This window comes from Leptothrix toolikensis (SeqCode), assembly GCF_057922285.1.
On the sequence record NZ_JBYSVC010000004.1, the window covers coordinates 29,949 to 54,649 of the forward strand.

The window sequence follows — 24,701 nt, forward strand, 5'->3', positions numbered from 1 at the left end:
TATGAATATCATTGACGTTAGAGTTTTGGATCCACGCATGGCAGATTATCTGCCTTGCTATGCAACATCCGGATCTGCTGGATTGGATTTGCGTGCTTGTTTAGATGCTCCCCTTGTTTTGGCACCAGGCCAATCGGAACTTATTCCGACGGGACTTTCTATCCATATTGGTAATCCTGGGTTGGCTGGAATGATTTTGCCCCGCTCAGGGTTAGGTCATAAGCATGGTATTGTGCTTGGCAATTTGGTTGGATTGATCGATAGCGATTACCAAGGCCCATTGATGGTGAGTTGCTGGAACCGTGGTGCAACCCCATTTACTTTTCATCCCATGGAGCGCATGGCGCAACTGGTGATCGTGCCGGTGGTGCAGGCGCAGTTTCGCACTGTGGACACATTTGTCCAAAATAGTGGGCGTGGTGAGGGTGGATTTGGCTCGACTGGAAAAAATTAAGTCGAGCCAGTCTCTGACGTGGTCAGTGCAAGGTCGTGCCTGGAGGGGCAAGGCTGATCATGCTGAAGCCCGTATCACCCACGCTGCGTAGTTCGGTTTCCTCTGGTGTGGCCAATCGAACAGCTTTGACTTCGAGTTGAAGCACCAGAGCGATCCCCGCTAAAGGATGATTACCATCCAAAACGACGTGGGTGTCGTAGACCTCTGTCACGGTGTACAGGAGGTCCGCAGGCAGATCTGGGGTGATACTTCCCTCAGGCAGGCCTTCAAACTGCATACCTGCTTCTAAGTGCTCTGGGAAGATGTGGCGTTCCTCGAAAAAAACCAGATTAGCGTCGTAATCTCCAAAAGCATGCTCGGGTTCGAGATGCAACGTGGTGGTAAATCCAGGAAGTTGACCGAGCAGAACCTCTTCTACTTTGGCGAGTAGATCTTCGCCACCATAGAAAAAATCCAAGGGCTCCGGAAGTTCATCGATCAGCTGTCCGTGGGCATCTTCGAGTCGCCAGACCAGCGTGACGACACAGGGATTATGGATATGCATGGGCGTAATTTTCGCATGTGTACGGGTGAGTACGGGTGCCTCCAGCACACAATACTGGCATGTCGAAAACATCCACTCCTTCTCTTGATCCTATGGTGACGCCTTGCATTCCTGGTGTTCCCGTGTTGACTCAACCCTGCGCGCAGCTTGGCGGCCTCAGTCCTGAGATATTTATGCGCACCTATTGGCAGCGCAAACCCTTGTTGGTGCGACAAGCCTTTGTGGGTATCCAGCCTCCTGTGGCAAGGGCTGAACTGTTTCGATTGTTGGCCTCAGAGGAAGTTGAATCTCGCTTGGTTAAACGGTCGGGGCTTGACGCTGATGCCGACTGGACTTTGGTGCGTGGCCCCATAGCACGTCGTAGTCTGCCGCCGTTGAGTCAACCGGGTTGGACCGTGTTGGTGCAAGGGCTCAATCTCCATGTACCCGCTGCGGCTGAGCTTTTAGAGCAATTTCGTTTTGTGCCGCAGGCCCGGCTTGATGACTTGATGATTTCTTGGGCCAGCGAAGGCGGTGGGGTGGGCCCCCATTTCGACTCTTACGATGTCTTTTTGATTCAGGTGCAGGGGCGACGTCGTTGGCGCATCGGTCGGATGGCTGATGCCCAGTTGCGCCCAGATTTGCCCGTCAAAATCATCGCCAACTTTCGATTTGAGGAGGAGTGGGTGCTTGAGCCGGGTGACATGCTTTATCTTCCTCCCGGCTGGGCCCACGATGGTGATGCTGTCGGTGGCGAGTGCATGACCTGTTCCGTGGGGTTTCGCTCCCCGTTCCGGGCTGAGCTGGCACGAGAATCCTTCCTTCGATTGGCCGACGCTGTTGAGGACGATGATTCCTCGGATATCTATCGGGATCCTGGCCAAGCTGCAACGACTGAGCCGGGTCGATTGCCTCAGGGTTTGGTTGATTTCGCTGAGCAAGGTTTGCGTCGATTGATTGACGAACCGGGTGCTATCGCTCGGGCCTTGGGGGAGTACTTGAGTGAACCCAAGGCCATGGTCCACTACGAATTTGGTGAGCCGTGGACTCCGGGGTTTGGGGTCATGCTTGATCCTGGTAGCTGCATGATCTACGACGATCTGTACGTCTACCTCAATGGGGAGTCTTGGCGAGTGGGCGGTGAAGACGCTGTGCTACTGCGTCGCTTGGCCGATGCGCGTTGCTTGACGGCGACCGAGCTTTGCGCTTCTGGAGAAGAGCTTCAGGCCCAGTTGGCAGAGTGGGTTGATGACGGCTGGTTGCGTGTGATGGCCTCGTGACTTCAGGTACCATAGCGCACCCAAATGAAGGGTCGTTTCTGCTTTCAACTTTTGCCTATGTATAATCGTGGGCTAGGCTTGGAAGTGCTCGAGCCTTCCGTGTCTTCGCTGGGGCTGATCGGCGAGCCGTTTCTTACAAGGAAGCGCAGATGGTGCGAACGTCGCACATGTCACGTACGTCGTGGAGGCCCTTCAATTACCGGTAATTGTCTGACTCTCTTTGACTTGAGGATAACCATGAAAAACTCGCTCCTGATCGCTTCCCTGATTGCTGTTGCTGCTCTGGCCGCTTGTGGTAAGAAGCCTGAAGCCGCTCCGGCACCGGCTCCGGCTCCCGTGATGGCTCCTGCCGCTTCGGCAGCTGCATCGGCTGACGTCGCCGCTTCAGGTGCAATGGCCGCTTCGGCTGTTGCTCCGGCTGCTTCTGCTGCCGCTTCGAAGTAATTCGGATCATCTCGACAACAGCGATAAGCTGTTGTCATGCGAGATACAAAAAAACCGCTTACGAGCGGTTTTTTTGTGGGCGGTTCTCTTTTTTCTTTTCTTGTTTAGCGCAAATCGTTGACCAGCATTGTCACGATGCTGCGAGCGTTGTCGTCGTTTTGTGGGAGTCCCTGTGCATCGTAAACCCCCACCACACTCGATGAAGAGGGTGCGGTGGCTTCTTTGTTGCTTTGCGCTTTAAGTACCAGCCGGTAGCGCACGCCGTTGTAGCCGTCGGTTTTTGCCCCGGTGAAGACCCGTGCTAGCAGTCCGGGCTCTTCCTTACCCGCCAGTTTGGGATCCACATAGCGAACATCAAAGATCCCTTGACCCCGATCTCGGTCTTCGACCGTAAACCCACCTCGGTCCAGGGCCAGACCCAGGCGACGCCAAGCCCGATCAGGTGCTTCGTCGATTTGCAACGAAGCGGCCGCCAAACCCGGTAGAACCCGGGCTCGTGCGATCGACGCTGAAGCGTTATTCACCATGGCTGCCGCTTGCGCGGAGGCTGTTTCACCGGGACGTGTCACCGCATCCAGATTGGCCAGACGCAACATGAGGCGCGAAAGCATTTCTGCTTCCAGTTGCGGATCATTTTGTCGCGACTGAAACCGTGTGGCTCCTGCGCCAGCACCGATATCGACCATCCCTCGGTGACTGATGTAGATCTCTGTGCCTCCACCAACCAAGCGCTCTATGCGGGTGTGATAGCGATCTCGCTCACCTGTGTCGTAACTGTCTTCGGCGATTTTGGAAAGCACCGCACGGCGTAGGAAATCTTGGGGTAATTTGGCTCGGTTTTCAGCCCAATCGGTTTCCATGACGCCGATATCGGCCCGGTCCAAGCTTAGTTTGAAGCCATTTTCTTGCCAGAAGCTGCGCAGCATGGGCCAGAGCTCATCCGCATGTTGGGGTGAGACGAGCCAACGTTGCGTTCCAGCGCGTTCAACGGTCAGACCACTGCGTGTCAAGCTGGCTGTCGTCCGTGCTGAGGTATCGGTGGGGGCGGTTGTTGCCCCGGTCGCATTGGCGCTGATGGCCCCCCCTTTACTGGCCGCTTGGGGCTGGTAGCGTGGGTCGTTGTTGAGCTGTGTCAGATCGGGCGGAACTTCGATGACGGGGCCATGCACCGTGACCGTGCGGTAGTCCACTTTGGTCGTGATCGGGGTGTCCGATGCACATCCGTTGAGACCCATGCTGAGTGCTGCTGCGCACCCAACCCACATGGAGGGGGTCATCAGCGCAGCAAGTACAGCATTTCGCGGGGGAGAGATCATTCTGGTCGGCCCCATGAATCAGGCTTTGGGTAGCAAGCCGACATCGAGCAACGCAGCATCCATCGCTGCGGCCAGTCCTGCTGACATGGGCACCAAGGGCAGTCGCATCGTGCCACCGCAGTGATCCAAGCGTTGCATGGCCCACTTCACAGGAATCGGGTTGGGCTCAACGAAGAGTTGCCGGTGGATGGGCAGCAGACGCAAATGAATGTCGCGTGCTGTCCGCGCATCACCGGCCAAGGCTGCGCGGCACAGGTCGGCCATGGCGCGTGGGGCGATGTTGGCGGTGACGCTGATGTTGCCGTGTCCCCCCAAGAGCATCAACGCGACAGCGGTCCCGTCGTCGCCTGAATAGATCGCGAAGTCAGCTGGGGCCTCGCGGATCAGCCAGCAAGCGCGCTCAATGTTGCCCGTGGCTTCCTTGATGCCAACGATGCCTGGGATCTGTGCCAAGCGCATGGCGGTTTCGGGCAGCATGTCCGCGCCACAACGGCCTGGCACGTTGTAAAGCACCATCGGAATATCCACTGCCGCTGCGATCGCGCGGAAGTGCTGGTACATGCCTTCTTGGGTCGGCTTGTTGTAGTACGGCACGACCGAGAGAGTGCAAGTGGCACCCACGTCTTTGGCAAATCGACTCAGCTCAATCGCCTCTTGGGTCGAATTGGCCCCTGTGCCGGCCATCACGGGAACACGGCCTGCGGCTTGTTCCACCGCAACGCGGATGATTTCGCAGTGTTCCTCGACCGAAACGGTGGGTGATTCACCCGTGGTTCCAACCACGCCAATACAGGCGGTGCCTTCGGCGATATGCCAGTCGATCAAGCGGCGCAGGGCGTCAAAATCGACGCTGCCGTCTTCGTGCATGGGCGTCACAAGCGCCACGATGCTGCCAACGATGGGTGTCATGATGGTTGCAGTCCTCAGAATCGGGCGATTCTAACTGTGACACTCGACACCGATCATGCGGTGATCTGCCTTCAACCACAGCCCCAGAGACGATTGCTCAGATCAATGACCAAATCCGACGAGCCATAACTGAGAAAAACGCCCGTCAGAAGGGTGATCGCGAAGAGATAGCCAAGCACATGGCGGCCCTTCATGTTGGCATCCGTCCATCCTTGGGGGTTTCACGCACGGCCAAGTTGCAAAGCGCCGCCATCACGCCCAAGGCGATGCTGATCCACCAGACCCCGTTGTAGTTGCCGTTAAGGTCATGCAGTCTGCCACCGAGCCACACCCCCATGAAGCTGCCAAGTTGATGGCTGAGGAAGACCACACCGCCAAGCATCGAGAAGTGTTTGACACCAAAGAGCTGTGCGACAAGCGCGTTGGTGGGCGGCACAGTCGAAAGCCAGAGCAAACCCATCACGGCGGAAAAAATCTGCACGGACAGCGCCGTGATGGGCAGCGCCAAAAAGACACTGATCACCACAGCCCGACTCGCATAGATGCCCGAGAGCAGCCAGTGCTTGGGCCAATGCTGGCCCAGCAGGCCGACGCCGTAGGTGCCGAAGACGTTGAACAGGCCGATCAAGGCCAAGGACGTGGTTGCCACGTCCGGGGATAAGCCCTGGTCCTTGAGAAAACTCGGCATATGAACACCGATGAACACCACTTGGAAACCGCAAACAAAGTAGCCCGCACTCAACCAAAGAAAACTCGGGGTTCTGAATGCCTCGTTGCATGCGGCTTTCACGCTTTGGGGGGCGGTGGTGGTGGTGGTCACCACGGGCGATGGCGGTTCACAAGGAGTCGTCTTGGGTTCGCGCAGGCCGAGAGCGAAGGGCACGATCATCAAGCTCAACAGACTCAAGGCCCATAGCGCACCTTGCCAGTTGAGGGTGTTGATGAGCTGATTCGATACCGGCACCATCAAAAATTGCCCGAACGAGCCGGCGGCTGCCGTTAAACCCATCGCCCAAGAACGTCGATTCGCCGGCATGTTGCGACCGATGATGCCGTAGACCACGGCGTAGGTGGTGCATGACTGGGCCAGACCGATCAGCAGCCCACTGCCAAGGATGAAGCTCAGGGCATCGTTGGCCTGCGCCATCCAACCCAAGCCGGCCGCATAGAGCACGCCGCCGGTCATCAGCACCCGCAACGCGCCTTGTCGGTCCGCCCACATGCCGGTGAAGGGGCCGCTCAAACCCCAGACCAAGTTTTGCAAAGCCAGAGCCAATGCAAAGCTCTCAACGCTCCAGCCATGGGTGCCGGTGATCGGGGCCAGCCAAAGACCGAAGCCGTGCCGCACACCCATCGACAAGGTGACGATCAAGCCGCTGAAGAGCAAAACTTGGGGTATGGATAGCGGTGTAGGGTGCTGCAAAGGTGGGTTCGACATGGGTCAGCATTGTGATTAGGATGAACGTGCTTCGGGCGCAGTCTTTGGCCGCACCATCTTGCGTGCGCCGTCCATGATGGCCGGTCTGCACCCCCAGTTTTCGCCATCCTTGGCGGCGTCATCTTTCTTGATGGAGCGCCATCATGAATACCTCAAGAATCGCCAAGCTGACAAGCGTGTTGGCTGTCGCCTTGGCTTTGGGCACTTGGGCCTCGCCCGCAGTCGCCCATGACGACACGGAAGACACCGTCTACTTTGCGCCCACGTCGGCCCCTTACGGCACGTCGTTTCCTGAATGGACCGCACAGTGGTGGCAATTTGTGGCCTCTATGCCGCCCGCTGTCCAGCCCGTGCTTGACTCGACTGGCGAGGCCTGCGCCATCGGCCAACGGGGAGCCGTGTGGTTTTTGTTCGGCAACTTCGGGGGCGCGACCGAGCGCTCTTGCACGATTCCGGGGCGCAAAGCCTTGCTATTTCCGTTGCTGAACGCCTTTGCTTTCGACTCGCCCGGGGTCTGTGGTCAAGATTCGGTCAGTATCTCCGTCGCTGACTTGCGGGCTTTGGTGGCTCCGTGGGTCACAGGAGCGCAGCTCAGCGCTCAAGTCGATGGTGTGGAAATCAAGCACTTGGAGCGCTTCCGCCATCAGTCGGTCGTCTTCAGTGTGAGCACGCCCAACGGCGATCTCTTCTGCGGTTTGCCCCGGGCGACCTATGCGCCCGCAGTGGATGACGGCTATTACGTGATGCTCAAACCCCTGCCACCCGGCGATCACGTGCTGCGTTTCCGGGGCGCTCAAGGCACGTTCAGTTTGGACGTGACTTACCGTCTCAAAGTGCTGCCTTTGCAAGGGCAGTGATTTTTAGGCCAGCACGTGCAAAGCGTGCTGGTCAAAACTTAGAACCGCACGCCCAGCTTGATGCCGTAGCTGGTGTTGTTGCCGGTCTTGTCGCCTTCAACCGCCAAGTTCAGCAGCATGAAGTTCATGTTCAGGCCGATGAAGGTCTTGGGTTGAGTGAAGCTTTCAGCCTGAAGCGAAGTCGTGCCGTTCGGCGTCGATTTGACTTGGACGATACCCACGCCTGCATACGGCTTGAGGAACAAGAAGCCTTTAGAGATCGAGACATCCAAGCTGGTGGTGCTGACGTCGAGTTGCGAAACACCTGACATGCTCGAATAAGCACCGCGCACCGCCACCGCCGGCGTCACCATGCTGCCCGGCAAGAAGGCCCAGCGCAGCTCAGCGCCCTTGGTGCTGACGCCGGTGCCCGGCAATGTGCCCAGCGCCACGCCCACGTCGATGTTCATCGGCAAGCCCTTGTGCGCGCGGACCATGGCAAAAGGCAGGGTGCTGAGATTGATCGAGCCTCCGGAGGCTTGGTTCAAAACGTTTGTGCTTTGCAGCTTGGTGGCCCCTAGGCCGACACCGACGTCAAAACCGATGATGCCAAGGCTCTCAGCCGGGACCAAAGGCTTGTAAGACACGGCTGCGCCCAAGTCTTCGCTGAGCAAGCGGAAGTCGGACTGCGACAGTGCATTGAGGGCGTTGATGGAGCCCGCATGGGCACCGAAGGCGCTCAGGGTGGTGGCAGCGGCGAGGAGGAGAGGGCGCATCTTCATGGCAATGATCCTGATCTTGGTTGGCAGGTAAACGGTTCACAACGGTCAAAGTGACCATCCGCATAGGCTAACACCGGATCATTCTCTCTTTGCTGAAGCGCATCCCTACGCATCCCTACAATCCGCGCCCATATGTCTAGTCAAGTACCCGTGAAAGCCGTCGTTCCCCCCAGCGCTGCCGCCTATGGCGAGGCCTCCATCCGTGTTCTGAAAGGGCTAGAGCCCGTCAAGCAGCGGCCGGGCATGTACACCCGCACCGACAACCCGCTGCACATCATTCAAGAGGTGATCGACAACGCCACTGACGAAGCCTTGGCGGGTTTTGGTCGCAGCATCGCGGTGACCCTGCACCTTGATGGCTCCATCAGCGTCGAAGACGACGGCCGGGGCATTCCTTTCGGCCTGCATCCCGAAGAGGGCGTGCCGGTGATTGAGATCGTCTATACCCGGCTGCACGCGGGCGGCAAGTTCGACAAAGGCTCGGGCGGGGCTTATAGCTTCTCGGGCGGCTTACACGGCGTGGGCGTCAGCGTGACCAATGCCTTAGCGACACGTCTCGCCGTGACGGTCTGGCGCGAGAAGCAAGTGGCGCAGCTGGTTTTCTCGGGCGGCGACGTGATTGAGCCGTTGAGGCTGCGTCCGGCTGAGCGTGCGGAGCGCAAGAGTGGTACGGCGGTGCGCGTCTGGCCCGACGCCAAATATTTTGAAAGCGCCGAGCTGCCGCGTGCCGAGCTGATCCATCTGCTGCGTAGTAAGGCGGTGTTGATGCCGGGCGTGACGGTCACGCTCAGCACCGAAAAAACCGGCGAGACCCTCACGTGGCTCTACAAGGGTGGCCTGCGCGACTACCTGCAACAAAGCCTGTTGGCCGAGCCGTTGATTCCGCTTTTTGAGGGCGCGCATCACGCCAGCAGCCATGAAAGCGAAAACTTTGCCGAAGGCGAAGGCGCAGCGTGGTGCGTGGCTTTTGCCGAGCAGGGTCAAAGTCTGCGTGAAAGCTACGTCAACTTGATCCCCACCGTGGCCGGCGGCACGCACGAAGCTGGGCTGAAAGAAGGCCTCTTCAATGCCATCAAAGCTTTCATCGACATGCACTCGCTCTTGCCCAAGGGCGTCAAACTCATGCCGGACGATGTGTTTGGTCGTGCCAGTTTTGTGCTGAGCGCCAAGGTGCTTGATCCGCAGTTCCAGGGCCAGACCAAAGAGCGCCTGAACAGCCGTGACGCGTTGCGCTTGGTCAGTGCCTACGTCAAGCCGGCTTTTGATCTGTGGTTGGGCCAGCACGTTGAGCACGGCAAGAAGCTGGCTGAATTGGTGATTCGCCAAGCGCAGGCGCGTCAAAAGGCTGGGCAGAAGGTTGAAAAGCGCAAGGGCTCGGGCGTGGCGGTGTTGCCCGGCAAGCTGACCGACTGCGAAAGCCGCGACCTAGCGGACAACGAGTTGTTCTTGGTCGAAGGGGATTCGGCCGGGGGCAGCGCCAAGATGGGTCGCAACAAGGAAACCCAGGCCATCCTGCCGTTGCGCGGCAAGGTGCTCAACACGTGGGAAGTGGATCGTGACCGGCTTTTTGCCAACAACGAAATCCACGACATTGCGGTCGCCATCGGCGTCGATCCGCACGGGGCGGCGGACACGCCCGATTTGAGCAACCTGCGCTACGGCAAGATCTGCATCCTCAGCGACGCCGACGTGGACGGCTCGCACATCCAAGTGCTGCTGCTCACGCTCTTTTTTCGCCACTTTCCCAAGCTCATCGAGACCGGCCACATTTATGTGGCCAAGCCGCCGCTCTTTCGGGTCGATGCCCCAGCGCGAGGCAAAAAGCCGGCCACCAAGATTTACGCCTTGGACGCCGCTGAGCTGCAAGCTGTCACCGACAAGCTCAAAAAAGAAGGCGTGCGTGACCCGGCCAGTTTGAGCATCAGCCGCTTCAAGGGCTTGGGCGAAATGAGCGCTGAGCAGCTCTGGGACACGACCCTCAACCCCGATACCCGCCGCTTGTTGCGCGTCGATCATGGCGCGCTTGACGTCGAAGCTACCACCGCGTCGCTCACCAAGCTCATGGGCAAAGGCGAAGCCGCCGCCCGCCGCGAGCTGATGGAGCTGCACGGCGATGCGGTGGAGATCGATATCTGATCAGCGGTTGCGGTCTTGGCGCGGCCGCCCGCCAGTTCTTGATTGCCACAGCGGTTTGTGGCTCTTGATCTGGCGCTCAATGCCGTCGTTCAAGCGGTGGCGCAGGTCGATGACGTCGGCGACGTCGCCGTAAACACCGGGGAAGCGCAGGTCCAGCCAGAGCCACAGAGCGCAAGCGCGCAGGGCTTGTTCCATGCGGTCGAGGCGGCTGTATTCATCCACCTCGTGCAGGAACCACGGGCTGGCGACCATGCCCGTTTCGGCGTGGCTGCGTGCCCAGCTCAAGAAGGCCTGCACTTGCGCTTCGGTGCGGGTATCGACCGGCGCTTGGGCGTAGGTAAAGCGCTGGCGCAGATTCAAGCTGGCGGCGTTTTGGTCGAGCTGCTCGGCCAAGGTCAGCATTTGTTCGAGTTCGGCCACGGCAAAGTGGGCGCTGTCGAGCTGGAGCTGGTCCATGAAAACCTTGAGCACTTCGTGCAGGCCGGTTTTGCCCAAGCGCGCCGAGATGGTGTCGATGTGCCAGCCGTTCGGGGCCACCGGCGCTTTGAACTGGCGCGGCGCACGCGGTGTTTGCGGCAGAAGCTGGCGCAAGGTTTTGGCGGCCGACGGTTCGGCTTCTTTCAAAACCCCCGTGAAGCCTTCTTCGTGCAGACCGAAACGCCCGGCGCGGCCGGCGATTTGATGCACTTCCGAGTCCGTCAGCAGCCGATCACCTTGGCCGTCGAACTTGGTCATGGTGCTGAACAGCACACGGCGGATCGGCAGGTTCAGGCCCATGCCGATGGCGTCGGTGGCCACCAGTACCGAGACCGCGCCTTGGGCAAAGCGTTCGGCTTCGCGGCGACGCACTTCGGGCGGCAGCGCGCCGTAGATCACCGCCACCGAATGGCCGTGGGCGGAGATCTGATCGCGCAGCATCAAGACATCGCGCCGACTGAAGGCCACCACCGCATCGCCCTTGTGCAAGGCGTTGAGCGGCACGGGCGCGGGCAGCAACTGCACCGCTTGCTTGCGCTCAAAGCGCTGGATGGTGCAGCTTTCGCCACATAGCCCCAGCAAGCCTTCGAGGGTTTCGACGGCGTATTCGGAGGCGATGATGAACAGCTCACGCGCGGGCACCGCCACGATGGCCTGCGTCCACGCCCAGCCCCGGCTGGGGTCGAAGATCATCTGTGCTTCGTCGATCACGGCCACGTCGATGATCTCGCGCGTGCCGACCATCTCGATGGTGCTGGAGGTGATGCGTGCGCCTTCAACCGGCACGTTTTCTTCGCCGGTGCGCAGCGAACACAGCACGCCGCGTTCTTGCAAGCGGTCACGGCCTTCCAGGGCCAGCAGGCGCAGCGGAGCCAGATAAGCGCCACTTTCGGCCTTGGCGAGGCGCTCAAAGGCTTGGTAAGTCTTGCCGCTGTTGGGCGGCCCGATCAGCAAGGTGACCTTGCGCTCTAGGTGCCTAGCGCGCTCAAAGGTGTCCGGGTAGCCCTGAAAAGCCAGCTCGCTGTTCAGGTCTTCGAGGGTGTTGATTTCATGGGCGCGGTGCTCCCAGCGTTCCAAGGCGCGCAGGCAGGCATGCTTGAGCGAGGCAAAGTCCTGCATCAAGGCGCACTCGGATTGCAGCGCGGGCAGCAAGGAGCTCAAGTGCTCGGGATTGCGGTTGCCGGCGCGCTCGACCAAGGTTTCGAGGTGGGCGCTGAGCTCTTGGGCGTGCGGATAAGCCGGGGCACTGCCGAAGGAGGCTTGCAAAGCGGCCAGATCGCCGTGGCGGAAAAAGGCCCAGATCGCGCCTTCGTCCAGTCGAACCGTGAACGCCACTGCGATGCGCCAGCCTTGGGCTTGGAGCTGCAAGGACTGGCGCGCACGCCGCTCCCAATGCAAACCATTGCGCTGCACCCCCAAGGCTTCGAGGGTCGCGCTGCGGTTTTGCATCAGCGCATGGGTCTGCGGATTGAGGTTCAAGCCCTCAAGGTGCGCCAGCGCGGCATCCATCTGCTCGGGCGCAATCCATCTGCTCGGGCGCACGCCCGGCATGGCTTTTTGCAGCAGGATCAGACCGAGCTGGTCGAGATCGGTATCGCAGAAGGTGGCTGGTTCGCTGAGAAAGTCCTCAGCCGTGACCGCTTGCGGCAACTGGAACGCGGCCTGACGCAGGCGCTGCACCTGCTCGGGGCTCAGGTGCTTGGGCAGCCGATCCTGATGACGCGCATTGGCGAGGTTGAAGGCACGCGGGCGGGGGGCTGCGCCAGGGGCAGCGGGAGACTTGGGCAGAGAAGAAGGCAAATGAATCTCGGTATCGAAGCGGATGGAAACGAAAGGGCGGGGTGCAGTGGGGGTGCTTAGCGGGGCGTGGGGGCATTGCAAGCGTGGATCACACCACCGCCTAGACAGACCTCGCCGTCATAGAGCACGGCCGATTGTCCCGGCGTGACGGCCCATTGGGCCACAGGAAAGTCCAAACGCACATGACCATCGCCTTCTGACACCCTGAGCTGACAGTCGGCGTCGTTTTGGCGGTAGCGGGTTTTGGCGCTGAGTGAGTTGGCTAAGCCGGCGGGTGGCGGACTGCCAGAGACCCAGCTGATGTCGCTGGCGCTGAGGGTGGTGGCTTGCAGCCAAGGGTGATCGTGGCCTTGAACGACATAGAGCACGTTGCGCTCCAAGTCTTTGTGCGCCACAAACCAAGGGTCGTGTTCGCCACCACCGCGCACGCTCCCGCGCTCTTTGACGCCCCCAATCCCGAGGCCCTTGCGTTGACCCAAGGTGTAAAAACTCAAGCCCACATGCTCGCCCAAGACGCGACCTCGGTCGTCCTTGATCAGACCGGGCTGGTTGGCGAGGTAACGGCCGAGGAACTCACGAAACGGCCGCTCGCCGATGAAGCAGATGCCGGTCGAATCCTTTTTGGTGGCGTTGGGCAGCTTGATCTCGGCGGCGATGCGGCGCACTTCGGTTTTGGGCAGCTCGCCCACCGGGAAAAGCGTCTTGGCCAACTGAGCTTGGTTGAGGCGGTGCAGGAAGTAGCTTTGGTCCTTGAGCGGATCCAAGCCCTTGAGCAATTCAACCTGATCCAGCACGGGGTTGTGGCGTACCCGGGCGTAGTGGCCGGTGGCGATGCGATCAGCGCCCAGGCGCATGGCGTGATCGAGGAACGCCTTGAACTTGATTTCGGCGTTGCAAAGCACATCCGGGTTCGGCGTGCGGCCGCTTTGGTATTCCTGCAAAAAAGTGGCGAAAACGCGGTCTTTGTATTCGGCGGCAAAGTTGACGTGCTCGATGTCGATGCCGATCACGTCGGCCACACAGGCGGCGTCAATCCAGTCTTGCCGCGACGAGCAGTACTCGGAGTCATCGTCGTCCTCCCAGTTCTTCATGAACAGGCCAACCACCTCATGGCCTTGCTGTTTCAGCAACCACGCACTCACGGCGGAATCGACCCCGCCACTCAGACCCACGACAACACGGCATTTAGACATATGGGTATTCTATTTTTCAGCGAGGCCATAGGTGTCGGAACTTATACTCGCGGGGCTATGCAGACCGGGTTGGGTCGCGCTGAATTTGACGTGTTTTATCAAGAGGATCGCCAGTCATGGGGACGAAACTGAAGGTTGCGAGTTGGGTAGCGCTGGGTGCTGTGGCCGGGGCGCTGACGACGCTGCAATTTCAGGCCACGGCACGCAGTGCGAGCACGCCGCTGCCGCTAGAAGAAATGCAACAGCTTGCAGCTGTTTTCGATCTGGTCAAGCGTTCATACGTTGAAACGGTCGATGAGAAGAAGCTGATTCGTGATGCCATCAGCGGCATGGTGTCGGGGCTGGATCCGCATTCACAGTATTTCGACGGTCAAAGCTTCAAAGAATTCCGCGAGGGCATCAGCGGTAAGTTCACCGGCGTGGGCATCCAGATCGAGATGGAGGATGGTCTTGTGAAGGTGGTGTCACCCATCGAAGGCTCACCCGCTTTCCGCGCTGGCTTGGTCAGCGGTGACTTGATCACCCGCATCGACGAGACCGTCGTCAAGGGCTTGAGCATGGATCAGGCGATCAAGCGCATGCGCGGCCCCAGTGGTACCAAGGTGAGCCTGACGATCTTCCGCAAGAGCGAAAACCGCACCTTCCCTGTGTCGATCATCCGCGAGGAAATCAAGACCAAGAGCGTGCGCTCCAAGGTGATGGAGCCGGGCTACGCTTGGGTGCGCGTCAACCAGTTCCAAGAACCGACGCTGCGTGACTTTGCCGAGCAGATGAAAGAGATCTTCCGCCAAGAGCCCAATCTGAAGGGTTTGGTGTTGGATTTGCGCAACGATCCAGGCGGTTTGCTCGATTGTGCCGTCGGTATCTCGGCGGCCTTCTTGCCCAAGGATGCGGTGGTGGTGTCCACCAATGGCCAAATTCCTGAGTCGAAGAGCTTGTTGAAGGCCTCGCCGGCGTTTTATTCCCGTGATGGTTTTGATCCCTTGGGCGGCATGTCGGCGCTGATCAAATCAGTGCCGATCGTGGTGTTGGTCAACGAAGGTTCGGCCTCGGCCAGCGAGATCGTGGCCGGTGCGCTCAAGGATCACAAGCGCGCCATCATCATGGGCTCGCAGACCTTTGGTAAGGGCTCGGTGCAGAGCGAAATGACGCGCCTGCCGCTGCCTAACACCTCGCTCAAGATCACCACGGCGCGCTACTACACGCCTTCGGGCCAATCGATCCAAGCCAAGGGCATCGTGCCCGATGTCTTGGTGGACGAAACCGCGCAGGGCAATCTGTTCTCGGCGCTGCGTGTGCGTGAAGCCGATCTCGACCATCATCTGACCGCCTCCGGCGAAGCCGACAAGGGCGAGAAGAAGGATGAAGCGCGTGAGAAAGCGCGCGAGGATGCCCTGAAGAAGATGGAAGAAGCCAACGCTGCCAAGGGCACCGACAAAGCGGTGCCGCGCCTGCCCGAGTACGGCACGGCCGAAGACTTCCCGCTGGTGCAGGCGTTGAACCAGCTCAAGGGCCGGCCAGTCATGGTCAGCAAGACCCAGACCGAGCGCAAGGTTGAAGAGCCGCGTTCCAACTGACGAGCCCAGTGACGATGAGCTTGGATGATCGCCAGCTGTTGCGCTACAGCCGGCATGTCTTGCTGGATGACATTGGCGTCGAAGGGCAAGAAGCGATTTCTGCTGCCCATGTGCTGGTGATTGGTGCCGGGGGGCTGGGCTCGGCGGCGCTGATGTACTTGGCCTCGGCCGGGGTCGGCACCTTGACGGTGGTCGATCACGACAGCGTCGATCTGACCAACTTGCAGCGCCAGATCGTGCATCGCCAAGCCAGCATCGGCCAGCTTAAGGCCGAGTCGGCGCGGGACACACTCTTGGCGCTCAACCCCGAGATCACGATCCATAGCGTGACCGAACGGATGGACGCCGTCTCGATCCGCGCCTTGGTGGCGCGTGCCGATCTGGTCTTGGACTGCACCGACAACTTCACCGCCCGCCAAGCCATCAACGCGGCGTGTGTGATGCATCGCAAGCCGCTGGTCTCCGGGGCCGCCGTGGGTTGGGATGGTCAAGTGGCAGTGTGGGGGCAACCGGGTCAAGCCTGCTACGCCTGCCTTTTCCCCCCGGACGCCTCGGTGCCGGCGCTGCATTGCGCCACGATGGGGGTGTTCGCGCCCTTGGTGGGCATCATTGGTGCCACGCAAGCCGCCGAGGCGCTCAAGACGTTGATCCATGCGCCCAAGCTCACCACGCTGGGCGGGCGCTTGCTGATGTTGGATGGACGCGCCATGCAGTGGCGCGAAATCCGCGTGATGGCTGATTTGCACTGCCCGGTCTGCCACGGTCTGGGATAAGCTGGGGGCCGCCTTTTTTCAGAAGCGACCCATGAGCAAACCGAGTAAACCGAGCAAGCCCCATCGTCGGTCACCGCCAAATCGGTTGACCGCCCGCAACTTTCCAAGTGCCGAAGAAGACGCCGCGCTCCCCAAGCCCGTCTCGCTGTACGACAAGCCGGGCAGCGCCTATCGGCTGGCCTTTGCCGACTCGGAATTCTTGCTGCGCGATGAGTTGCGTCCCGTGCGGGTGCAGCTGGAGTTGCTCAAGCCCGACTTGGTGCAGCAAGCGCATGGCATCGAATCGACCATCGTGATTTTCGGCAGTGCGCGCATCTTGGCCCCGGAGCAAGCCCATGCTCGCTTGCAAGCGGCCGAAGCCCAAGGCGACGAGCAAGCCCAGCGCAGTGCTCGCCAACAAGTCGAGATGTCGCGTTACTACGAGCAGGCACGCCGTTTTGCCGAATTGGTGACCACGGCTTCGGTGAATTTGGTCTCACCCATTCACATCGTCACCGGCGGCGGCCCGGGGGTGATGGAAGCTGGTAATCGGGGTGCTTTTGAGTCGGGAGGCAAGAGCATTGGGCTCAACATCGTGTTGCCGCACGAGCAAGAACCGAATCCCTACATCACGCCCGAGTTGTGCTTCCAGTTCCACTATTTCGCGCTGCGCAAGATGCATTTCTTGATGCGCAGCATCGCTTTGGTCTGTTTCCCCGGTGGCTTTGGCACGCTCGATGAGCTCTTTGAGGCCCTGACGTTGATCCAGACCGGCAAGTGTCGCCATCGACCCATTTATCTTTTTGGGCGCACTTTCTGGGAAAAGCTCATCAACCTCGACCATTTGGTCGAGACCGGCATGATCAGCCCCAACGATGTCAACTTGGTCCATTTTGTTGAAACCGCCGAAGAGGCTTGGGCGGCCATCGTGGCCGAGTACGACTTGGACGGCTCACAGTGCGATGAAGGCGGCGAATACGCCGTCGATGTCTGAGGCGTTCTTGCCATGCCGACCCTCCTTGATCTGATCGGCGCACCCACCGACGTGGGGGCCTCGGTGCGGGGAGCCTCCATGGGGCCGGAGGCCTTGCGGGTGGCCGGTTTGGCGCAGCGGCTGCGGGCGCGGGGCTTATGGGTGCAAGACATGGGCAACGTCACCGGCCCCGCCAACCCTTGGCAGCTGGCTCAAGGCGGCTATCGCCATTTGCCCGAGGTACTTGCTTGGTGCCTTGGCGTGCATGAGGCCACGTTGGCGTCTTTGGCGGCGGGGCATGTGCCCGTGTTGCTGGGCGGGGATCACAGCTTGGCGATGGGCTCAATCAGCGCGGTGGCACGTCATTGCAGCGCCCAAGGTCGCAAATTACGGGTGATTTGGCTCGATGCCCACGCCGACTTCAACACCGCCACCATCACCCCCAGCGGTAACTTGCACGGCATGCCGGTGGCGGTGCTGGCCGGTTTTGGGCCTGAGGCGCTGGTGCAGCTCGCGGGCCACGTCCCGGCGGTAGCGATGGATGCTTTTCGGCAAGTGGGGGTGCGCAGCGTGGACCCTGAGGAAAAACGCTTTGTGCATGCCCAGCAGCTGGATGTGCATGACATGCGCACCTTGGATGAAATCGGCATGCGGGCTGTGATGCAGCGAGTCTTGGCCGATGTGGATGCCGATACCCCCGATACCCACCTTCATCTGAGCTTTGACGTTGATTTTCTCGATCCCGACATCGCACCCGGCGTGGGCACACCCGTGCCCGGTGGTCCGACCTACCGCGAGGCGCAGTTGTGCATGGAGATGATCGCCGATACCGGCCGGCTTGCTTCGCTGGACATCATGGAGCTGAATCCCGCGCTGGACGTGCGCAACCGCACTGCCGAGCTGGTGGTCGATCTGGTCGAGAGCTTGTTTGGAAAGAGCACACTGATACGCGCGGCCCCTTGAAAAGCCCGGCGCGAGCCTCAGCTTCAAGCCAGAGCTGAAGATCACCGAAGGACTCTCTCATGCGTATCGACAAGTTCACCACTTTGCTACAACAAGCCCTTGGCGAAGCCCAGAGCTTGGCTTTGGCGGCCGATCATCCCTACATCGAGCCCGCGCATTTGCTCAAGGCGCTCTTGCAACAAGACGACGGCCCGCGCTCGCTCTTGCAGCGCGCTGGCGTGGCGTTGCGTGCTTTGGATGAGGCGGTGAATGTGGCGCTGGGCAAGATCGCTGCCGTGCAAGGCGCGCAGCTTCAACCCGGGCGCGAGCTAATTGCCCTGCTGCAAACGGCCGAAAAGGAAGCCGGCAAACAGGGCGACCAGTTCATCGCCAGCGAGATGGTGTTGCTGGCGCTGACCGAGGCCAAAACTGATTTCGCCCAAGCCTTGCGTGGCACGGGCCTGACCCGCAAAGCCTTGGAAAGTGCGATTCAAGCGGTGCGCGGTGGGGCCAAGGTCGATTCGGCCGAAGCTGAAGGCCAGCGCGAAGCCCTGAAGAAATACACCTTGGATCTGACCGAGCGGGCTCGTCTCGGCAAGCTCGATCCGGTGATTGGCCGCGATGACGAGATCCGCCGCGCGATCCAAGTTTTGCAGCGCCGTACCAAGAACAACCCCGTCTTGATCGGCGAGCCGGGTGTCGGCAAGACCGCCATCGTTGAAGGCTTGGCGCAGCGCATCATCAACGGGGAAGTGCCTGAAAGCCTCAAAAACAAGCGCGTCTTGGTGCTCGACATGGCGGGCCTTTTGGCGGGGGCCAAATTCCGTGGTGAGTTTGAGGAGCGCCTCAAGGCGGTGCTGAAAGAAGTGGCCATGGACGAAGGCCGCATCATTTTGTTCATCGACGAGCTGCACACCATGGTCGGTGCCGGCAAGGCCGAAGGCGCGATGGACGCCGGCAACATGCTCAAGCCCGCCTTGGCGCGCGGCGAGTTGCACTGCATCGGTGCCACCACGCTGAATGAATACCGCAAGTACGTCGAGAAGGACGCTGCGCTGGAGCGGCGCTTCCAGAAAGTGCTGGTTGACGAGCCCACGGTCGAAGCCACCATCGCCATCCTGCGCGGCTTGCAGGAAAAGTACGAAGTCCATCACGGGGTGGAGATCACCGACCCGGCCATCGTGGCAGCGGCGGAACTCAGCCACCGTTACATCACCGACCGCTTTCTGCCCGACAAGGCGATTGATTTGATCGACGAAGCGGCGGCCAAGATCAAGATTGAGATCGACTCCAAGCCCGAGGTGATGGACAAGCTGGACCGCCGCATCATTCAGCTCAAGATTGAACGTGAGGCGGTGCGCAAGGAAAAGGACGACGCCTCGAAAAAGCGCATGGGCTTGATCGAAGACGAGATCAGCAAACTGGAGCGCGAAGCCGCTGACCTGGAAGAGATCTGGAAAGCCGAAAAGGCCGCTGCCCAAGGTTCGGCTCAGGTCAAAGAAGAGATGGATCGCACCAAGTTCCAGATCGAGGAATGGAAGCGCAAAGGCGATTTCAACAAGGTGGCCGAGTTGCAATACGGCAAGTTGCCGGAACTGGAAAAGCGCCTTAAGGAGGCTCAAGCCAAAGAAGCCAGCAAGGCAGCGGGCGGCCTAGGTAAAGGCCCGCAGTTGCTGCGCACCATGGTGGGGGCTGAAGAAATCGCCGAAGTGGTGTCCCGTGCCACGGGTATTCCGGTGGCTAAGCTGATGCAAGGCGAGCGCGACAAGTTGCTCAAGATGGAAGCCAAGTTGCACGAACGGGTGGTGGGCCAAAGTGAAGCGATCGTGGCGGTGAGTGACGCCATTCGCCGCTCGCGGGCGGGACTCTCTGATCCAAACCGGCCGCTTGGGTCGTTCCTCTTCCTTGGCCCCACGGGTGTGGGCAAGACCGAGCTGTGCAAGGCGCTGGCGGGTTTTCTGTTTGACAGCGAAGAGCACATGATCCGCATCGATATGAGCGAGTTCATGGAGAAGCACTCCGTCTCACGCCTGATCGGCGCGCCGCCCGGCTACGTCGGCTACGACGAGGGCGGTTATCTGACCGAAGCGGTGCGGCGGCGGCCCTATTCGGTGCTCTTGCTCGACGAGGTCGAGAAAGCGCACCCCGATGTCTTCAACGTGCTGTTGCAGGTGCTTGACGATGGCCGACTCACCGATGGTCAAGGTCGCACGGTGGACTTCAAGAACACGGTGATCGTCATGACCAGCAACCTGGGCTCGCACCTGATCATGGCGATGGCGGGACAGCGCAGCGAGTTGATTCGCGATGCCGTCTGGGGCGAGGTCAAGCAGCACTTCCGGCCAGAGTTTTTGAACCGCATCGACGAAACCGTGGTGTTCCATGCGCTTGATGCGCAGCACATTGCCTCGATTGCCAAGATTCAACTCAAGAGTCTTGCCGCACGGCTGGCCAAGATGGACATGGGCTTAGAGGTCTCGCCCGAGGCTTTGGCTGAACTGGCCAAGGTGGGCTTTGATCCGGTTTTCGGTGCCCGGCCCTTGAAGCGGGCCATTCAGAGCCGCATCGAGAATCCGGTGGCTAAGTTGATCCTTGAAGGACGTTTCGGGCCGAAGGATGTGATTCCGGTGGGACTTTCTGCCGAGGGTGGCTTCGACTTTGGCCGCGTGACGACCACCTTGATGCACTGAGCGTGCGCGCGCCCAAGCGCATCCACTCAGATGACCGGGCTGCGTGGCACCGCTGCATCCAGCGTGTGGATACGTTGGCGCAGCACCGGCCAATCGGTCTCCGAGGGGGTGTAGATCAAATGCACGGCCAAGTCGCGCTGCGATTGCAGCGTGCGCAGACCCAAGGCTTGGGTGCCCCCGAGGATGATGACTTCCTCAACGGGGGCGGTCAGGCCGAGTTGGCGGCGGCCGTTCAGGGCTGCGGCCAAGAAAAGCGTACCGCGCCGTGCCATGTCAGGTCCGCTGTGCAGCGTGCCCGCTGCCGCCATCACTCGGCTTGATTCGATCTCAAACAGGCAACAACTGATCACACCGGGTTGAGCCGACAAATCCTGCACCAACCGATCCATCGGGTTAGCCACCATCCGCGCCACCGGGCGAGCCGTGTTCCCTGCGGGGAAGGAGTCGCTCAAAAGGGCATCGTTTTGGGTATCGAGCCAAACGCCCCGCAGGGCTTCGGGCAGTTCAGCCTGACGCTTATTCCATGCTGCGCTGAGGATGGGCCAGACATCGACCGGCCGTTTGACCGGGGCGGTGACGGTGGCATTGACGCAGGTGCCGGCCGTGAGCTCACGGACGATGTCTGGCAGTGCCGGGTTGGCCATCAAGGGCATGACGAGCATGTCGCGACAACGCCAATTGTTGGGGGTGGATCCTTGGGCCAGGTGTTCGCGTAAGGTCCGCAGTTCTTCCGCAATGGCGTGCGTGGGCAAGTTGCCGACCACCACCACGCAAAAGGCGGCGTAACGAAACAGAGCACGGGTCAGGTGAGTGCGGGTGACGGTGTCGGCATCGATGGCTGTCGAGTACATACGCAAGCCGCGCATATCGCCCTCCACAGGGCAGTCTAGGTACTCAATGCTGGCCAAGGTGGTGCCGAAACCTTGCCGGCGGATCACCAGATGAGCGCAAGCGCGGTCCACGGCGGCGGCGACACCCGCCAGCATTTTCAGCGAAGCCTTGGCGGCAACATCATGGATGGCGATGTAGACCGGCTTGCGGTGATCGAATTGGATTTCTAGCGCTTCGGCGGCATCCGTAGAGACGAACAACTCACGCGTGCCGTTGCCAACATCTCGGCCAATGTCTCCGCTTTCTTGCAGATAGTCGTCGGCATTGCGCACGAACTGGGTCGCATAGCCACCGTCTTCATCGAGCCGCTTGGTGCTTGTCGAGTCAGTGCGCTCAGTGAGCGTGGGCACGCTGGGGCGGCTATTCAGGTCGAAGAGGCGGTCCATGCGATTTCCAAGGGTTGCATCGTGAGTCCTGCGGCAGGGAAGGGGCCGAACCATCCTATCATCCACGACTTGCCGACGCGCGATAAGACCATGACCTCGATTGATGCAATGCATTTTCCTTCGGATGTCCCCAAAGAAGCTCCTGAGAATCACCTACCTGTGGTGGTGATTGGTGCTGGCCTTGCCGGCCTGACCGTGGCTCTTCAATTGGCTGCTGATCGCCGGGTGATTGTCTTGGCCAAGCGTCACTTGGACGAAGCGGCCACGGCTTGGGCGCAAGGGGGCATCGTCGGAGTTTTTGATGGTGACGATGACAGTGTCGAAAGCCATGTGCGCGACACCCAAGATGCGGGTGCCGGGTTGGTCGATGAGCACACCGCACGCTTTATCGCTGAGCGCAGCGCGGGTGCTGTGGCTTGGTTGGTGGAGCGCGGTGTGCCGTTTTCACCCGATCCAACGGGACCACTGGGTTTGCATTTGACCCGCGAAGGTGGGCACACCGTGCGGCGTATCGCCCACGCCGCCGACGCCACCGGCCGAGCGATTCATCAAGCCTTGTTGGCTGAGGCCGCTAAGCACCCGAATATTGAATTGCGCCACCCGTGGATGGCGGTGGACTTGATCACCTCGCGGCATTTGCATCGTCAAGAGCGGGCGCGCTGCTACGGTGTTTACGCCCTCGATATCAGCACGGGCCGGGTCGAGACCCTGCCGGCCAGCGCCGTGGTGCTGGCCAGTGGCGGGGTGGGCAAGGTCTATCGCTACACCAGCAACCCCGATACAGCCACCGGCGACGGCATCGCGATGGCGTGGCGTGCGGGCTGCCGGGTGGGCAATATGGAGTTCATCCAGTTCCATCCGACCTGTCTTTACCACCCGCAAGATCGCAGCTTTTTGATCACCGAGGCGCTGCGCGGTGAGGGCGCGTATCTGCGCTTGCCCGATGGCACCCGCTTCATGCCCGCGCATGATCCGCGCGCCGAACTTGCGCCGCGTGACATCACCGCCCGGGCGATTGATTTCGAGATGAAAAAGCACGGCGTCGATCACGTCTGGCTTGATGCGACCCATTTGGGCGAGGTCTTCCTGAAAGAGCACTTTCCCACCATCCATGCGCGCTGCTTGGCTTTGGGCATCGACATCGCCAAACAGCCCATCCCCGTGGTGCCGGCTGCGCATTACACCTGCGGCGGGGTGGTGACCGATTTGCATGGCCGCACCGACTTGCCGGGGCTCTACGCCGTGGGCGAAACCACCTATACCGGCTTGCACGGGGCCAATCGACTGGCCAGCAATTCACTCTTGGAGTGTGTGGTGCTTGGCCAGACGTGTGCCGAGCACATCTTGGCGCACACCCAAGAGCCACCGCTGCCCTTGCCGGTGTGGGACGAAAGCCAAGTCGAGGACGGTGACGAACAGGTGGTCATCTCGCATAACTGGGACGAGCTGCGCTTGGTGATGTGGAACTACGTCGGCATCGTGCGGACCACCCGGCGGCTGGAGCGCGCCTTGCACCGTATCCACTTGCTGCGCGGTGAGATCGACGATTACTACGCCAACTTCCGCGTCAATCGCGACTTGCTGGAATTGCGCAACTTGCTCGAATGCGCCGAGCTGATCGTGCGCTCGGCCCTGATGCGCCACGAAAGCCGAGGGCTGCATTTCAGCCGCGACTTCCCCGAGACTTTGCCGGTGAGTTTCCCCACGGTGTTGATGCGTGAAGCGCGTAGCGCTCGACTGGGTGATGCAGATGCCCTGCCGGTTTGGCCGATCGGCAAGGGGCGCTGATCTCTCTGTGGTTCAGGCCGCACCGATGTGGGCCACCATGCCGGCGGCGGCCGTGGTCGCGGCTGTGAAGCCCAGCATCCGGTCGATGCAGCGCAGCGCGTCGCGCTGAATGGCCGCGTCGATCTCGATGGCCCCGCTGCCCTGTTCGAGGCAATCCACCAGCCCTTGCAAACCGTTCATGGCCATCCACGGGCAATGGGCGCAGCTCTTGCACGTGGCGCTGTTGCCGGCGGTGGGCGCTTCAAGCAACAGCTTGTTGGGTGCAGCTTGGCGCATGCGGTGAAACATGCCGTTGTCCGTGGCAATGATGAATTCAGGCGCGTCGAGCTCCATCACGGCCTTGAGCAGCGCCGCTGTCGAGCCGACCACATCGGCCTGGGCCACCACCGCAGCGGGTGACTCGGGATGCACCAACACCTTGGCCAGCGGATGCTCTTGGCGCAGCAGCTCCAGCTCGCCGCCCTTGAATTCATCGTGGACGATGCACGCACCATTCCACATCAGCATGTCAGCGCCGGTTTGTTCTTGGATATAGCGCCCAAGGTGACGGTCCGGGGCCCAGAGGATTTTTTGGCCTTGGGCATGCAAATGGCTCACGATGGCCAAGGCGCAGGAGCTGGTCACCATCCAGTCGGCCCGCGCTTTGACGGCCGCACTGGTATTGGCGTAGACCACCACGGTGCGATCAGGGTGGGCGTCACAAAAAGCCGTGAAGTCATCCGTTGGGCAGCCGAGATCGAGTGAACAGGTGGCGTCCAGATCGGGCATCAGCACTGTTTTGTGCGGTGACAAGATTTTGGCGCTCTCGCCCATAAAGCGCACCCCGGCCACCACCAAGGTTTGAGCGCTGTGATCGCGGCCGAAGCGGGCCATCTCCAAAGAGTCAGAGACGCAGCCGCCAGTTTCGAGCGCCAAGTCCTGCAAATCGCCCTCCACGTAGTAGTGAGCGACCAAGACGGCTTGGCGTTCATGCAGCAGTTGGCGGGCGCGAGCCTTGAGGGCGAGGCGTTCAGCCGGGTTGAGGGGTGCGGGCACCTTCGCCCAAGCATGGGCGATGCAGGTGGTGCCCGAAGCGGAGGGGCGGTCGTAGTCGAAGGCGGCGATTTGGCTCATC

21 protein-coding genes are annotated in these 24,701 nt (G+C 60.6%); 11 read left to right on the forward strand and 10 right to left on the reverse strand.

Annotation, left to right across the window (positions count from 1 at the left end; all coding sequences use genetic code 11):
* Position 1 precedes the first annotated feature (1 nt).
* Positions 2-454 carry a dUTP diphosphatase gene (gene dut / locus AC3VI7_RS01360; protein WP_489668738.1) on the forward strand — a complete coding sequence of 151 codons (453 nt, stop codon included), beginning with the start codon at positions 2-4 and terminating at the stop codon, positions 452-454.
* Positions 455-476: 22 nt separating this feature from the next.
* Here the strand turns inward: dut and AC3VI7_RS01365 are convergent, their stop codons facing one another.
* The gene (locus AC3VI7_RS01365; protein WP_489668739.1) at positions 477-998 is read right to left on the reverse strand and encodes an FKBP-type peptidyl-prolyl cis-trans isomerase; all 522 of its coding nucleotides are present in this window, start codon (positions 996-998) and stop codon (positions 477-479) included.
* 173 nt (positions 999-1,171) lie between these two features.
* Between AC3VI7_RS01365 and AC3VI7_RS01370 the strand changes: the two genes are divergently transcribed.
* Together AC3VI7_RS01370 and AC3VI7_RS01375 are read left to right on the forward strand one after the other, a co-directional pair.
* Positions 1,172-2,257 (forward strand): JmjC domain-containing protein, encoded by a 1,086-nt coding sequence (locus AC3VI7_RS01370; protein WP_489668740.1) that lies wholly within the window; start codon positions 1,172-1,174, stop codon positions 2,255-2,257.
* Between the two features lie 237 nt (positions 2,258-2,494).
* Positions 2,495-2,701, forward strand: a complete 207-nt coding sequence (locus AC3VI7_RS01375) for a hypothetical protein (RefSeq protein WP_489668741.1) — start codon at positions 2,495-2,497, stop codon at positions 2,699-2,701.
* Positions 2,702-2,805: 104 nt separating this feature from the next.
* Here the strand turns inward: AC3VI7_RS01375 and bamC are convergent, their stop codons facing one another.
* The 4 genes from bamC to AC3VI7_RS01395 all read right to left on the reverse strand — a co-directional run bounded on the left by bamC (position 2,806) and on the right by AC3VI7_RS01395 (position 6,364).
* Positions 2,806-3,936, reverse strand: coding sequence for an NlpB/DapX family lipoprotein (bamC, locus tag AC3VI7_RS01380; RefSeq protein ID WP_489671370.1), 1,131 nt, complete (start codon positions 3,934-3,936; stop codon positions 2,806-2,808).
* Positions 3,937-4,035: 99 nt separating this feature from the next.
* Positions 4,036-4,926: a 4-hydroxy-tetrahydrodipicolinate synthase gene (dapA, locus tag AC3VI7_RS01385; RefSeq protein WP_489668743.1), complete on the reverse strand. Its 891-nt coding sequence runs from the start codon at positions 4,924-4,926 to the stop codon at positions 4,036-4,038.
* 71 nt (positions 4,927-4,997) lie between these two features.
* Positions 4,998-5,120 carry a hypothetical protein gene (locus AC3VI7_RS01390; RefSeq protein WP_489668744.1) on the reverse strand — a complete coding sequence of 41 codons (123 nt, stop codon included), beginning with the start codon at positions 5,118-5,120 and terminating at the stop codon, positions 4,998-5,000.
* Positions 5,117-6,364, reverse strand: a complete 1,248-nt coding sequence (locus AC3VI7_RS01395; protein WP_489668745.1) for an MFS transporter — start codon at positions 6,362-6,364, stop codon at positions 5,117-5,119. The genes AC3VI7_RS01390 and AC3VI7_RS01395 overlap by 4 nt, the downstream gene beginning before the upstream one ends.
* A gap of 143 nt (positions 6,365-6,507) precedes the next feature.
* On the opposite strand from AC3VI7_RS01395, the gene AC3VI7_RS01400 reads away from it, so the two are divergent.
* A complete protein-coding gene (locus tag AC3VI7_RS01400) occupies positions 6,508-7,221 on the forward strand; it encodes a hypothetical protein (protein ID WP_489668746.1) in 714 nt (237 codons plus the stop codon).
* Between the two features lie 38 nt (positions 7,222-7,259).
* Here AC3VI7_RS01400 and AC3VI7_RS01405 read toward each other — a convergent pair whose 3' ends face one another.
* Complete coding sequence (locus tag AC3VI7_RS01405) at positions 7,260-7,982, reverse strand: hypothetical protein (RefSeq protein WP_489668747.1); 723 nt, start codon at positions 7,980-7,982, stop codon at positions 7,260-7,262.
* A gap of 132 nt (positions 7,983-8,114) precedes the next feature.
* On the opposite strand from AC3VI7_RS01405, the gene AC3VI7_RS01410 reads away from it, so the two are divergent.
* Entirely contained in the window at positions 8,115-10,118 is a 2,004-nt protein-coding gene (locus tag AC3VI7_RS01410; protein WP_489668748.1) for a DNA topoisomerase IV subunit B, read from the forward strand.
* Here the strand turns inward: AC3VI7_RS01410 and AC3VI7_RS01415 are convergent, their stop codons facing one another.
* A complete protein-coding gene (locus AC3VI7_RS01415; RefSeq protein ID WP_489668749.1) occupies positions 10,119-12,395 on the reverse strand; it encodes a helicase-related protein in 2,277 nt (758 codons plus the stop codon). It abuts the gene before it with no gap.
* A 56-nt stretch (positions 12,396-12,451) separates the two neighbouring features.
* On the reverse strand, positions 12,452-13,588 hold the full coding sequence (mnmA, locus tag AC3VI7_RS01420) for a tRNA 2-thiouridine(34) synthase MnmA (protein ID WP_489668750.1): 1,137 nt from the start codon (positions 13,586-13,588) through the stop codon (positions 12,452-12,454).
* Between the two features lie 116 nt (positions 13,589-13,704).
* Between mnmA and AC3VI7_RS01425 the strand changes: the two genes are divergently transcribed.
* The 5 genes from AC3VI7_RS01425 to clpB are packed head-to-tail and all read left to right on the forward strand — an operon-like array spanning position 13,705 to position 20,522.
* Positions 13,705-15,165 carry a S41 family peptidase gene (locus AC3VI7_RS01425; RefSeq protein ID WP_489668751.1) on the forward strand — a complete coding sequence of 487 codons (1,461 nt, stop codon included), beginning with the start codon at positions 13,705-13,707 and terminating at the stop codon, positions 15,163-15,165.
* A gap of 20 nt (positions 15,166-15,185) precedes the next feature.
* Complete coding sequence (locus AC3VI7_RS01430; RefSeq protein WP_489668767.1) at positions 15,186-15,938, forward strand: HesA/MoeB/ThiF family protein; 753 nt, start codon at positions 15,186-15,188, stop codon at positions 15,936-15,938.
* Positions 15,939-15,969: 31 nt separating this feature from the next.
* On the forward strand, positions 15,970-16,911 hold the full coding sequence (locus AC3VI7_RS01435; RefSeq protein ID WP_489668752.1) for an LOG family protein: 942 nt from the start codon (positions 15,970-15,972) through the stop codon (positions 16,909-16,911).
* Between the two features lie 12 nt (positions 16,912-16,923).
* A complete protein-coding gene (gene rocF / locus AC3VI7_RS01440; RefSeq protein WP_489668753.1) occupies positions 16,924-17,853 on the forward strand; it encodes an arginase in 930 nt (309 codons plus the stop codon).
* Between the two features lie 59 nt (positions 17,854-17,912).
* The gene (gene clpB, locus AC3VI7_RS01445) at positions 17,913-20,522 is read left to right on the forward strand and encodes an ATP-dependent chaperone ClpB (protein WP_489668754.1); all 2,610 of its coding nucleotides are present in this window, start codon (positions 17,913-17,915) and stop codon (positions 20,520-20,522) included.
* A gap of 26 nt (positions 20,523-20,548) precedes the next feature.
* On the opposite strand, the gene AC3VI7_RS01450 is transcribed toward clpB, so the two are convergent.
* On the reverse strand, positions 20,549-21,799 hold the full coding sequence (locus AC3VI7_RS01450; RefSeq protein ID WP_489668755.1) for a hypothetical protein: 1,251 nt from the start codon (positions 21,797-21,799) through the stop codon (positions 20,549-20,551).
* Between the two features lie 108 nt (positions 21,800-21,907).
* On the opposite strand from AC3VI7_RS01450, the gene nadB reads away from it, so the two are divergent.
* On the forward strand, positions 21,908-23,587 hold the full coding sequence (gene nadB / locus AC3VI7_RS01455; RefSeq protein WP_489668768.1) for an L-aspartate oxidase: 1,680 nt from the start codon (positions 21,908-21,910) through the stop codon (positions 23,585-23,587).
* Positions 23,588-23,599: 12 nt separating this feature from the next.
* On the opposite strand, the gene nadA is transcribed toward nadB, so the two are convergent.
* A complete protein-coding gene (gene nadA, locus AC3VI7_RS01460; RefSeq protein ID WP_489668756.1) occupies positions 23,600-24,700 on the reverse strand; it encodes a quinolinate synthase NadA in 1,101 nt (366 codons plus the stop codon).
* Position 24,701: the final 1 nt, after the last annotated feature.